This window comes from Methylocystis sp. Sn-Cys (assembly GCF_016745395.1).
GTDB lineage: Bacteria > Pseudomonadota > Alphaproteobacteria > Rhizobiales > Beijerinckiaceae > Methylocystis > Methylocystis iwaonis.
This window is the reverse complement of sequence record NZ_JAERVJ010000008.1, coordinates 163158-175469: the sequence shown is the minus strand read 5'-3', so window position 1 is coordinate 175469 and position 12312 is coordinate 163158. Positions and strand designations below refer to the sequence as shown.

The following is a 12312-nucleotide window of genomic DNA, read 5'->3' as shown; positions in this document are numbered from 1 at the left end:
GGAGGGGCAGTTCGGCGCCCGACATCCGAGCCAGAACCCCTCCCTCCCCGGCTTGACAGGGACAATCCCATTGCGCTTCTTGGCGCGCAATCGCCGGGCCTTTCCGGCATCCTTTACATTTCCAACCGAAAGCGGCCCATGCATCGCTACCGTTCGCATACCTGCGGAGAGCCCACCGAAGCGCTCGCGGGTCAGAAAATCCGCCTCTCCGGCTGGTGCCATCGCATCCGCGACCATGGCGGCGTGCTGTTCATCGACCTGCGCGACCATTACGGCCTCACCCAATGCGTGGTCGACCCCGATTCGCCCGCCTTCGCTCAGGCTGAAAAGCTGCGCTCGGAATGGGTCGTGAGGCTCGACGGCGAGGTGCGCAAGCGCCCGGCCGGCACCGAGAACCCCGACATGCCGACGGGCCACGTCGAAATCTATGTGAATGAGATCGAGGTGCTCGGCCCCGCGGGCGAGCTGCCGCTTCCTGTCTTCGGCGACCAGAATTACCCGGAAGACATCCGCCTCAAATATCGCTTCCTCGACCTGCGCCGCGAGAAGCTGCACGCCAACATCATGCTGCGTGGGCGCATCATCGACTCGATCCGCTCGCGCATGAAGGCCGGCAACTTCTTCGAGTTCCAGACGCCGATCCTGACCGCCTCCTCGCCCGAGGGCGCGCGCGACTTTCTGGTGCCCTCGCGCCTGCATCCCGGCAAGTTCTACGCGCTGCCGCAGGCGCCGCAGCAGTTCAAGCAGTTGCTGATGGTCGCGGGCTTCGACCGCTATTTCCAGATCGCGCCCTGCTTCCGCGACGAGGACGCCCGCGCCGACCGCTCGCCCGGCGAATTCTACCAGCTCGACGTCGAGATGAGCTTCGTCACGCAGGAAGACGTGTTCGAGGCGATGGAGCCGGTGCTGCGCGGCGTCTTCGAGGAATTCTCGAAGGGCAAGCCGGTCACGCAGAAATTCCCGCGCATCCCCTTCCGCGAAGCCATGCTCAAATATGGCTCGGACAAGCCGGACCTGCGCAATCCGCTCGTCATCGTCGATCTCTCCGCCGAGTTCGAGGGCGAGAACGTCAGCTTCAAGGCCTTCCGCGGCAAGACCGTGCGCGCCATTCCGGCGCCGGGCGCGGCGTCGCAGCCGCGCAGCTTCTTCGACAAGCTCAACGACTGGGCCCGCGGCGAAGGCGCGCCGGGCCTGGGCTATATCATCTTCGAGGAAGAAAACGGCGCGCTGACCGGCAAGGGGCCGATCGCCAAGTTCATCCCCGCCGACGTGCAGGCGGTTATCGCCGCCAAGGCCGGCGTGAAGGCGGGCGACGCCGTCTTCTTCTCGGCGGGCGAAGAGACTCCCGCGGCGAAGCTCGCGGGCGCCGCGCGTCTGCGCATCGGCAATGAGCTGGGCCTGTCGAAGACCGACGTCTTCGAATTCTGCTGGATCGTCGACTTCCCGATGTACGAGTGGAACGACGAGGACAAGAAGATCGACTTCTCGCACAATCCCTTCTCCATGCCGCAGGGCGGCATGGAGGCGCTGGAGACGAAGGACCCGCTCGACATCCTCGCCTATCAATATGACATCGTCTGCAACGGCGTGGAGCTCTCCTCGGGCGCCATTCGTAACCATCGCCCCGAGATCATGAAGAAGGCCTTCGAGATCGCCGGCTATGGCGAGGATGTGCTGATCGAGAAATTCGGCGGCATGTATCGCGCCTTCCAATATGGCGCCCCGCCGCACGGCGGCATCGCGCCGGGCGTCGACCGCATCGTGATGCTGCTCGCCGAGGAAGAAAATCTGCGCGAGGTGACGCTCTTCCCGTTGAACCAGCGCGCCGAGGATTTGCTGATGGGCGCGCCGAGCGAAGCGACGATGAAGCAGCTCCGCGAGCTGCACATCAGGCTGAACCTGCCGGCGGAGAAGGGGGCGTAAGGCCCCGTCTACGCCGTCTCGCGTCCGGGGTCGCTCGCCTCCGAAGAGGGGTAGTGGAACGACGCATAGCGGATGATGAAAACCGCAAGCGCCAGGATCAACGTGCCGCCGGCGAGGATCAAAATTCCGAAGTCCGGCGGCGCGTCCTTCTGGACATAGCCGATCATATGGCGCGTCAGCGCGGTGATGCCGACGTAAAGCAGAAAACGCACCGGCATGTGATTTGTCTTGAAATAAATCCCAACCATCGAGCCGATCTCGAGGTAGATAAAGAGCAGTAGGAGATCCTCGATCGATGCGTGGCCCTTCCCGGTCATCTCGATAAAGGCCTTCGCCGCCGCCCAGACGGTCGCACCGCCGATGGCGAAGAGCCCTAGGAAGTGAAAGCTCTCCGACAGAAAATGCCCGAGGGGATGCGCGAAGCCGCGCATGCGCCGCATCGCTTCGCTGGACTCCGGAGCGCGATCGCTGGCCATATGTCTTCCCTTCCCCGCTTCGCCTTCACAATAGAAACGGTCGCGCGCGCCTGCTTGCAAGAGAGTTTATCGCTCGGCCCCCGGGGTGAAAGGCCGCACCCCGTCCCTCCCCCGCTTAGCGGAAGAGTGGACGACCAACTCGATAAAAGCCACGCTCTACCGCCTCTCCCGCGGCAGCGCGGGAGGGTTGGCTGGCGTGTGCACAAATCTTCATGTCGCGGCCCTCGTCATGGCCGGGCTTGTCCCGGCCATCCACGCCGAGCAACCGTAGCTAGTGCTGGGCAGTAATCGCACTATGCACCCGCCAGAGGCGCGGGACTAGCCTCCAAAGCCTTGCATGAACTTATCCAATGATAAGGCGTCTTGTGAGCCGTGCACCTGAGCTTGGGTGGCGGGGACAAGCCGGGCCATGACGCCCCCAAGATGCGTGACTCCCTTGGGAGTGATGGGAGGGGGTCAAATATGAATCGCCCGCCCGAAGGCGTTCAGCACGCTCTCATGCATCGTCTCGGAGAGCGTCGGATGCGGGAAGATCGTCTGCATCAGCTCCTCCTCCGTCGTCTCCAGATTCATGGCGATGACGAAGCCCTGAATCAGCTCCGTCGCCTCGGCGCCGACGAGATGCGCGCCGAGCAAGCGGCCGGTCTTGGCGTCGAAGATCGTCTTCACGAGCCCCTCGGGCTCGCCAAGCGCAATGGCCTTGCCATTGCCGAGATAGGGGAAGCGTCCGACCCGGACCTCATCGCCCGCGGCCTTCGCCTTCTCCTCGGTGAGGCCGACCGACGCCACCTGCGGATGGCAATAAGTGCAGCCGGGAACGAGGGATTTGTCCAGCGGATGCGCCGGCAGCCCTGCGATCGCCTCAACACAGGCGACGCCCTCGTGCTCCGCCTTATGCGCGAGCATCGGCCCGCCCGCCACGTCGCCGATGGCGTAGACGCCCGGAACATTGGTGCGCCCGAGCCCGTCCGTCTTGATGACGCCGCGCTCCAGCGCGACGCCCAGCGCCTCGAGCCCGATGTTCTCGACATTGGCGACGACGCCCGCGGCCGACAGCACGCGCTCGACCTCCAACGTGCGTGTCCCGCCGTCGGCGCCCTTGAGCGTAACGACGACGCCGTCCGCCTTCTTCTCCAGACCAACGACAGTTGTCGCCGTCTCTATGACAATCCCTTGCTTCTCGAAGCTCTTGCGCGCGAAAGCGGCGATCTCGGCGTCTTCCGCGGCGAGAATTTGCGGCAACGCCTCGACCAGCGTCACCTCGACACCGAAGGTCCGATAGAAGGAGGCAAATTCAACGCCGATGGCGCCAGCGCCGACGACGAGCAACGACTTCGGGAACCGTTCGGGCTTCAGCGCGTCGAAGTAAGTCCATACCAGCCGCCCGTCGGGCTCCAGCCCCGGAAGGACGCGCGGACGCGCTCCGGTCGCGACGATGATATGCTTGGCCTGATAGGCGCCCTCCCCCAGAGGCGTCTTCGGCGCCGGGAGCTGCGGCGTCACGGCCGGTTTCGTCGGCGCGCCGACCTGCACTTCGCCCTTGGACCCGAGCCGCGCCTCACCCCAAATGACGTCGACCTTGTTTTTCTTCAGCAGAAAGCCGACGCCAGCGTTGAGCCGCCCCGCCGCCTCGCGCGAATGCGCCACGATACGGGCCGCATCGAAGCCCGGTTCCGTGACCGTCACACCATAGCGCGCGCCCTCCTGCGCCAGCCGGTAGACCTCGGCCGAACGCAGCAGCGCCTTGGTCGGGATGCAACCCCAGTTGAGGCAAATGCCGCCGAGATGCTCGCGCTCGACGACCGCCGTCTTCAGCCCGAGCTGCGCCGCGCGTATGGCGGCGACATAGCCGCCCGGTCCGCCGCCGATGACGATGACATCATATGACTGGCTCATGCGGGCCCCGCTCGCTTCCGCCGCTTCGCCCAGTGTTAGCGGCGCGCGCGGTTTTAGTCGAGATGAAGGCCGTTACGTCGGCGGCGACGGGCGCCAGGAAGGAAAAGATCGGTGAAAAGGCGCCGATGATCTCGCGATGCCCCAGCCGCGGATAGAATCTCGTCTCGACCTCGCCGCCCGCCGCCCGCACGGCGGCCGCGAGATCATGCGTGTTGCGCGGCGTAACGGTTTTATCGACCTCTCCCGTCGCCAGCAGCAGCGGCGGCGCGTCGCGCGTCACATAGGCCATGGGCTGGGTCCGCCCCTTGTTTTCCGGCGGGCCGAAGACGCCGCGGAGCAAATCCGTGTCGATCTCGAAGTGATAGGGGCCGGCAAGGCCGATCACGCCGGCAAGGTCGGCGCGGCTATCGAGGCCCACGGCCGCAAGCCAGCGTTTTTCGAATGCGAGCATGGAGGCGATATGAGCCCCCGCCGAATGGCCCATGACAAAGAGCCGCCTTCGATCGGCGCCGAAGCGCGCCGCATGGTTATGGGTCCAGCAAAGCGCCTCGGCGGCGTCCTCGACAAACGCCGGAAAACGGGCGGCCGGATAGATGCTATAGTCGGGGACGACGGCGAGATAGCCCCGCGCGGCCAGCGACGCGCCGAGAAAGCGGTAAATCTCCTTGGCGCCGGAGGACCAGCTCCCGCCGTAGAGATAAAGGATGATGGCGCGGGGCGCCGCGAGGCTCGCCGGAAGATAGACGTCGAGCCGACGGCGCGGCCCCTCGCCATAAGGCATATCGGCGATCCGCCGATGATCCTGCAACCGCGCGGCGAGATCGACCGCCAGTCTCGGCGTCTCCCTCACCGCCTCTCCGAGGAATTTCGTCGATCTCAAAAGCGCCTGCGCCGGCATTTGGCCTCTATCTGAGTCTTTCGCCGCTGTAGCAAAAGATAGGACTCGCCGACGCAGGCGGGAGTGTCTTGTCCAACGCGCTAGTCATGGCGTTGGGGAGCAACTGGCCGCCGAACGGGGATCGGCCGCAATACGGGCGTCGCCGGGCCGGCGAAGGCGCCGCGCACGGCGTCCACCAATTTGGCCAAAGTCGCCGCGACTCCGTCTTTCTGCTTGCCTTTCATGAGTGTGACTCCTGTTCTCCTTTCCAGGGAGGAGCAACACCCGAAGAAGCCGGATTGATCCAGGTAAATTTGGAATAAATCAAAAAAGCGCCCGCCGTCGAACGGCGAGCGCTTCAATAAATCTTGTATGATCAGAAGGTTAGGCAGCCTGCGGCAGCGCCGCCTTGGCCTGCGCCACGATGGCCGCGAAAGCCTCGGGCTTCTCGATGGCGAGCTGCGACAGAACCTTGCGGTCGACGATCACGCCAGCCTTGGCGAGGCCGTCGATGAAGCGCGAATAGGTCAGGCCATGCTCACGCACGGCGGCGTTGAGGCGCTGAATCCACAGCGCGCGGAAGGTGCGCTTCTTGGCCTTGCGGTCGCGCGTGGCGTATTGCATCGAGCGATCGACGGCCGCCTTGGCGGTGCGGATCGTATTCTTGCGGCGGCCGTAGAAGCCCTTGGCGGCCTTCAGCGTTTTCTTGTGCTTGGCGTGGGACGTAACGCCCCGTTTGACGCGAGCCATGACGAAACTCCTTCAGAATTCTGCGTGTATAGGGGACGATTAGGCGTTCGGCAGGAAGTATTTCTTGACGTTGTCGCCGTCGGTCTTGAACAGAACATTCGTCCCGCGCAGATTTCTGATCTGCTTGTTCGTGCGCTTGATCATGCCGTGGCGCTTGCCCTGCTGGGCATAGACCACCTTGCCGGTCCCGGTGACCTTGAAGCGCTTCTTTGCGCCGGATTTCGTCTTCAGCTTGGGCATTTTGCTCTCCTGGGCCTTGGCCCTGTTGTTTTTCGCGCCGGCTGAGCCAACGCGCTTCGCGCGAGCGAAAGAACCGCCACGGCAGCCCATCACTGGCCGGGCGGTTCGGAAGCGCGGCTTATAAAGCGAAACCAGCCGGACTTGCAAGAGCGTTGGACCGGAGCCGTTCCTGCGACATATTGAGCGATGGCCCTCTCTCCCGCGTCGGCCAAAAATAATAGCGAGGAAACACCGGGATTTTCAGCATGAACTTTCACGCGCCTTCGTCCGAATCGTCCGCCGCCGCCTGCCCTGTGAGTTCCCACAATGAATGGGACCCGCTGGAGGAAATCATCGTCGGACGCCTCGAAGGGTCGACCATCCCCTCCAACCACCCGGTCGTCACTTGCAACATCCCCGGCATGGCGGCGCGCGCCCAGTCCCTGGCGGCGGGCTTCCGCTTTCCCAAATTCATGGTCGAGCCCGCCCAGGAGGAGCTCGATCATTTCATCGAGGTGCTCGAATCGCTCGGCGTCACCGTCACGCGCCCCGAGCCCTTCGATCACCACGCGAAATTCGCGACACCCTATTGGTCCTCGCGCGGCTTCTGCAATTCCTGCCCGCGCGATTCGATGCTGGTCATTGGCGACGAGATTCTCGAAACGCCCATGGCCTGGCCCTGCCGCTATTTCGAAACGCACTCTTACCGCCCCATCCTCAAGGACTATTTCCGCCGCGGCGCGCGTTGGACCTCGGCGCCGAAGCCGCAACTCACCGACGCGCTGTTCGATCCGAATTTCGAATTGCCGAAAAAGGGCGAGCCGATCCGCTATATTCTCACCGAATTCGAACCGGTGTTCGACGCGGCCGACTTCTTCCGCTGCGGGCGGGATATTTTCGTCACCCGCTCAAATGTGACGAACAAGATGGGCGTCGACTGGCTGCGCCGGCATTTGGGCGAAGGCTATCGCATTCACGAGATCAAAAGCCGCTGCCCCAACCCGATGCATATCGACACGACCATCTTGCCACTCGGCCCCGGCAAGCTCCTCATCAATCCGGAATATATTCACCCCGACGAGCTGCCGGACATTCTCAAGAAATGGGACATACTCGTCGCGCCGGACCCGACGCCGATCGACGACCGCATTCTCGCCATCACCTCCATGTGCGGCAAATGGCTGAGCATGAATATTCTGATGATTGACGAGAAGCGCATGATCGTCGATCCGCATCACGTCAATATGCTGCGGCAGGTCGAGAAATGGGGCTTCGAGCCGATTCCCGTTCCCTTCCTGCATTATGCGGCGTTCGGCGGGGCCTACCATTGCGCGACGCTCGACGTGCGCCGGCGTGGAACGCTGGAGAGCTATTTTTAGTTCACGCCGCTCAATCTGAGCCCGACCATGCCGATGACGATCAAGGCGAAGGACGCCAGCCGCATCGGGGTGGCGGGCTCGCCTAAGAAAAACACGCCGACGACCGCCACGGCCGCGATGCTGCCGCCGGTCCACACGGCATAGGCTGTCCCCGCCGGTATCGTCTTTATCGCGACGCCCAAACAGCCAACGCTCGCGACCATGAAAAACAGCATGATCACCGTCGGCCACAGGCGCGTGAAGCCGTCGGCGTATTTCATGCCGACGAGCCAGCCCACCTCGCAAAGGCTTCCGATCAAGAGGATGATCCAGGCCATCTACAATTCCTTCCAACACAGAATGCGATTGCCTTGTTGGCGCTCCAGCCAGCGGCGTCAAGCGGGCGGCGCGCGCCCAGCCCGCTTGTTTGAATTACGCGCGCGAGCCCCAACATAAGTTGGAAAGGAATTTGCCGGACGAGTCGGCAGGGAGGTCCGTTATGCGCAAGATCATCGGGGTCCTTGCCGCGCCCGAGACCATGCATTGGGTCGGCGACGGCTTTCCGGTGCGCACGCTTTTCTCGCATCAACGGCGCGAGGCGCTGATGAGCCCTTTCCTCCTGCTGGATTACGCCGGTCCTGTGCATTTCGAGCCAACCGAGCGGCGTCTCGGCGTCGGGCTGCATCCGCATCGCGGCTTCGAGACGGTGACGATCGTCTATGACGGCGCAGTCGCGCATCGCGACTCGACCGGCGCGGGCGGGCTTATCGGGCCTGGCGACGTGCAGTGGATGACAGCCGGCGCGGGCGTCCTGCATGAGGAATATCATGCCGATGATTTCGCCCGAACAGGCGGGCGCTTCGAAATCGTTCAGCTATGGGTCAATCTGCCGGCGCACCTGAAGATGACGGCCCCGCGTTACCAGGCGCTATCCGCCGGCGATATTCCGAATGTGGCGCTGCACAAGGGCGCCGGCGTCGCGCGCGTCATCGCCGGGGAGCTTCAGGGCGCGACCGGGCCCGCGCGCACGGCGACGCCGATGAACATTTGGGACGTCCGCATCAAGGAAGGCGGGACCGCCGCCTTTTCCTTGCCCGAGGGGCATAATCTTGTCGTCGTCGCGCTCGACGGGCCGGTTGTCGTCGATGGCCAAGCGCATGTGCGCGCTGGAGAGACGATCATCTTCGAGCGCGCGGGCGGCGACGTCATCTTCTCCGCGCAAGCGGATACGAAACTCCTGCTGCTCAGCGGCGAACCGATCCACGAGCCGGTCGTGCAGGAGGGGCCTTTCGTGATGAACACGCGGGCGGAGATCGAGCAAGCGATCGCGGATTATCGCGCGGGGCGTTTTGGAGCGGCGGCGCCGTAAGGCGCGTGAGCGGGGCGCGTCTCCACCGGTCTACCCGCCGCGGCGTTCGACGCCGCATGGCGTAAGCCGGAGCTCCTCGATCGTTGCGGCGAGCACGGCGAAATCGACCGGTTTGGTGAGAAAGCCGTCGACGCCGGCGGCGCGGGCCGCGCGCTCGTCCTCCGCCTGCGCGCTCGCCGTCAAGGCAAGGATCGGCGTGCGCGGCGCCCGGGCGCGCGCTTCGGCCTCACGGATTCGCCGCGTCGCTTCGCGCCCGTCGAGTTCGGGCATGAAGAGATCCATAATGACGACGTCATAGCGGCCGGCCGAACCTGCTTCGATCGCCGCCGTCACAAGCGCGACCGCCTCGGCGCCAGTATGGGCGCGGGTCGCCGCCGCGCCGAGCTTCGCGAGATGCCGCGAGAGAATCAGGGCGTTGACGTCATTGTCCTCGGCAATGAGCGCCCTCGCGCCCTCGAGCGCGCGGATCGGCTGCGCTGCGGCAGGCGCTGGCGCATCGGCCCGCTCTTTGGACAGCCGCGCGACGAGCGAGGCGCTGCGCACGGGCTTGACGAGCCAGCCGTCGAAATCGCGTAGCGCCGCTTCGCCGAAGGCCCGCCGCTCCAAGGGCGAGAAGAGGAGAAACCGGCGCCGCACGCCTGCCGCGCGCGCCGCCGCCGCAAGTTGCGCGACATCCTCCGATCCCAGCGCGCAATCGACGATGATCGCCTCATATGGCGCAGCCGCTGAGATAAGCGTCAGCCCCGCCTGCAGATTTGCGGCAACCTCGGCAATGCCGCCCGCCGACCTCAGGCTCTCAGCGAGAAACGGCGCTTCGAACGAGCTGTCGTCGACGAGCAGAACCCGCAGACCGGCAAGCGGCCTCGACGGCGTTTCCGGAGCGCTTATTGAGATCGGCAACGTGAAGGCGAAGGTCGACCCATTGCTCGACGTCTGCGCGAGCGACAGCGCGCCGCCCATCAGGCTTACGAGACGGCGGGAAATGGCGAGCCCCAATCCCGTCCCGCCCTGGCGGCGCGTCGCGGAGGCGTCGCCCTGCTCGAATTCCTCGAAGATCGCCTCGCGCGCGGACTCGGGAACGCCCGGCCCCGTATCGCGCACGTCGATTCGCAATAAGGCGCCGTCACGCGCAACCCGCACGCCGACGCCGCCGCGCACGGTGAAGTTGATGGCGTTGCCGATAAGATTGACCAGCACCTGTCGCAGCCGCGAGGGATCGCCCTCGATCATTCGCGGCGCATCCTGCTCGACAACGCTTGCGATCTCCAACCCTTTGGCGAAAGCGCGCGGCGCCAGCAGCTCGACGACGCCCTCGACGAGCGGCGCCAATGCAAAGGTCTCGCGGCGCAAGTCCAATTTGCCGGCTTCGATCTTGGAGAAGTCGAGGATGTCGTCGATGAGCTGAGCAAGCGACCGGCTGGAATCGCCGATAGCCTCGACGTAGCTCGCCTGCTCCGCGTCGAGCCGCGTCATCGCAAGAAGCTGCGCGAGCCCCATCACCCCATTGAGGGGCGTGCGAATTTCGTGGCTGACGGTCGCAAGAAAGCGGGATTTGGCCAGACTCGCGGCCTCGGCCTTATCGCGCTCGGCCGCCGCGGCGCGCAGCTCCCAGATTTCATCCCGCAGCTTTTCGAGCTCCGCCTCGCGCACGCCGCGCTGGCTCCTGCGCAAGGCGCCGAAAACCGCGCCCCCGAGCAGCGCCACAGCGGCGATGAGAGCCACAATCTCCACAGCGCTCATGCCGCGACCCGCCGCGCCGCCAGACCCGCACGATAGGAGAGCGCCTCGGCAAGATGCGCGCGCGCAATCCGTTCGGCGCCATCGAGATCGGCGATGGTGCGGGCGAGTTTCAATACGCGATGGAAGCCGCGCGCGCTCAGGGCGAAACGATCCGACGCGTCCCGGATCAGCGCAGTCCCCGGGCCGTCGAGCTGCGCCACCCGCTCGATGACCGACGCAGGCGCAGCGGCGTTGGCGAGGACGCCCGGCAGTCCCAACGCCTCGTAACGCTCCCGCTGCAAGGCGCGGGCGCGAGCGACGCGCGCCGCGACCTCGCGCGAGCCTTCGGCCGGCGGCGGCAGGACAAGATCGGCGGCGCTGACAGCGGGCGCCTCGATTTGGAGATCGAAACGGTCGAGCAGCGGCCCGGACAGACGCGCCTGATATTGCGCCACGCACCGTTCATTGGGCTGCCGGCGGCAGGCGAAGCCGGGATCGAGCGCGTGGCCGCAACGGCAGGGGTTCATCGCCGCGACAAGCTGGAAACGCGCGGGATAAACCGCCCGATGATTGGCGCGCGCGATGGCGACCTCGCCAGTTTCGAGCGGCTGGCGCAGACTGTCGAGAACCTGCGGCTGGAACTCCGGCAATTCGTCGAGGAAGAGCACGCCATTGTGGGCGAGCGAAATTTCGCCGGGCTTCGCGTGGGTTCCGCCGCCGACGAGAGCGGCCATGGAAGCGGAATGATGCGGCGCGCGAAACGGCCGCCGGTCGGTCAGCTCGCCGCCGGCGATCTGCCCCGCCACCGAATGGATCATGGAGACTTCGAGCAGCTCGCGCGGCGTCAGCGGCGGCAGGATCGACGGGAGCCTTGCGGCGAGCATGGATTTGCCCGCCCCCGGCGGCCCGCTCATCAGCAGATTGTGGCCTCCAGCCGCGGCGATTTCCAACGCCCGCTTGGCGCTCTCCTGCCCTTTGATGTCGGCAAGATCGGGAAGATCGGCGGCCCGTGCGCGCACCGCCGGCTCGGGCCGGGCCAAGACCTGCGTTCCTTTGACATGATTGACGAGCTGAATGAGCGAGCGCGGCGCGAGCACCTCCATCTCTCCGGAGGCCCAGGCGGCTTCCGGCCCGCATTCCTTGGGGCAAATCAGCCCCTGCCCCCGCGCATTGGCCGCCACCGCGGCCGGGAGCACGCCGGCGACAGGCGTCAGCGTCCCGTCGAGCGCGAGCTCGCCGAGGACGACAAAGCCTTCCAGCGCATCGGCCGGGATCGCGCCAATGGCCGCCATCACCCCCAGCGCGATAGGCAGATCATAATGGCTGCCCTCCTTGGGCATGTCGGCGGGAGCGAGATTTACGGTGATGCGCCTGGCGGGCAGGGCGAGGCCGGAGGCGATGAGCGCCGCCCGCACCCGCTCACGCGATTCGGCGACAGCCTTGTCGCCGAGGCCCACGACATTGAAGACGACCGAGCCGGGCGCAATCTGGACCTGGACGTCCACCGGGCGCGCTTCGACGCCTTCGAAAGCGACCGTCGCCACCCTGACCGCCATAGCAATGCTCCCAGAAAACCACCGGCCGCCTGAAACAGAGCTAAATTAACTTTCGGGGCTTGATCGCGCAAGAACAATATACGAACATTCGAGCGCTCGCTCGTAAGCTTGCCGCATTGTCAAATATGTTTAGGCTCCCTGGCGTTTCGGAGAGCCCGAGGAGGAGGCC

At 65.2% G+C, this 12312-nt stretch carries 12 protein-coding genes; 3 read left to right on the top strand and 9 right to left on the bottom strand.

Annotated features, from left to right (window positions below; translation table 11 throughout):
- The first annotated feature begins 138 nt into the window (after positions 1-138).
- Complete coding sequence (gene aspS / locus JJT62_RS15605) at positions 139-1923, top strand: aspartate--tRNA ligase (protein WP_202073694.1); 1785 nt, start codon at positions 139-141, stop codon at positions 1921-1923.
- An 8-nt stretch (positions 1924-1931) separates the two neighbouring features.
- Here the strand turns inward: aspS and JJT62_RS15600 are convergent, their stop codons facing one another.
- The 6 genes from JJT62_RS15600 to rpmI all read right to left on the bottom strand — a co-directional run bounded on the left by JJT62_RS15600 (position 1932) and on the right by rpmI (position 6162).
- Complete coding sequence (locus tag JJT62_RS15600; RefSeq protein ID WP_246744937.1) at positions 1932-2399, bottom strand: phosphate-starvation-inducible protein PsiE; 468 nt, start codon at positions 2397-2399, stop codon at positions 1932-1934.
- Between the two features lie 456 nt (positions 2400-2855).
- Positions 2856-4295 carry a dihydrolipoyl dehydrogenase gene (gene lpdA, locus JJT62_RS15595; RefSeq protein ID WP_202073693.1) on the bottom strand — a complete coding sequence of 480 codons (1440 nt, stop codon included), beginning with the start codon at positions 4293-4295 and terminating at the stop codon, positions 2856-2858.
- Positions 4279-5193: an alpha/beta hydrolase gene (locus JJT62_RS15590; RefSeq protein ID WP_202073692.1), complete on the bottom strand. Its 915-nt coding sequence runs from the start codon at positions 5191-5193 to the stop codon at positions 4279-4281. The genes lpdA and JJT62_RS15590 overlap by 17 nt, the downstream gene beginning before the upstream one ends.
- 80 nt (positions 5194-5273) lie before the next feature.
- Positions 5274-5417, bottom strand: a complete 144-nt coding sequence (locus JJT62_RS15585) for a hypothetical protein (RefSeq protein ID WP_202073691.1) — start codon at positions 5415-5417, stop codon at positions 5274-5276.
- Positions 5418-5556: 139 nt separating this feature from the next.
- On the bottom strand, positions 5557-5922 hold the full coding sequence (gene rplT / locus JJT62_RS15580; RefSeq protein ID WP_202073690.1) for a 50S ribosomal protein L20: 366 nt from the start codon (positions 5920-5922) through the stop codon (positions 5557-5559).
- A 39-nt stretch (positions 5923-5961) separates the two neighbouring features.
- The gene (gene rpmI / locus JJT62_RS15575; protein ID WP_165047728.1) at positions 5962-6162 is read right to left on the bottom strand and encodes a 50S ribosomal protein L35; all 201 of its coding nucleotides are present in this window, start codon (positions 6160-6162) and stop codon (positions 5962-5964) included.
- Positions 6163-6407: 245 nt separating this feature from the next.
- Between rpmI and JJT62_RS15570 the strand changes: the two genes are divergently transcribed.
- Positions 6408-7520: an amidinotransferase gene (locus JJT62_RS15570; protein ID WP_202073689.1), complete on the top strand. Its 1113-nt coding sequence runs from the start codon at positions 6408-6410 to the stop codon at positions 7518-7520.
- Here the strand turns inward: JJT62_RS15570 and JJT62_RS15565 are convergent.
- Entirely contained in the window at positions 7517-7837 is a 321-nt protein-coding gene (locus JJT62_RS15565) for a multidrug efflux SMR transporter (RefSeq protein WP_202073688.1), read from the bottom strand. The genes JJT62_RS15570 and JJT62_RS15565 overlap by 4 nt on opposite strands.
- 161 nt (positions 7838-7998) lie before the next feature.
- Between JJT62_RS15565 and JJT62_RS15560 the strand changes: the two genes are divergently transcribed.
- The gene (locus tag JJT62_RS15560; RefSeq protein WP_202073687.1) at positions 7999-8868 is read left to right on the top strand and encodes a pirin family protein; all 870 of its coding nucleotides are present in this window, start codon (positions 7999-8001) and stop codon (positions 8866-8868) included.
- 30 nt (positions 8869-8898) lie between these two features.
- Here the strand turns inward: JJT62_RS15560 and JJT62_RS15555 are convergent, their stop codons facing one another.
- Together JJT62_RS15555 and JJT62_RS15550 are read right to left on the bottom strand one after the other, a co-directional pair.
- Complete coding sequence (locus JJT62_RS15555) at positions 8899-10608, bottom strand: ATP-binding protein (RefSeq protein ID WP_202073686.1); 1710 nt, start codon at positions 10606-10608, stop codon at positions 8899-8901.
- A complete protein-coding gene (locus tag JJT62_RS15550) occupies positions 10605-12143 on the bottom strand; it encodes a YifB family Mg chelatase-like AAA ATPase (protein WP_202073685.1) in 1539 nt (512 codons plus the stop codon). The genes JJT62_RS15555 and JJT62_RS15550 overlap by 4 nt, the downstream gene beginning before the upstream one ends.
- Positions 12144-12312: the final 169 nt, after the last annotated feature.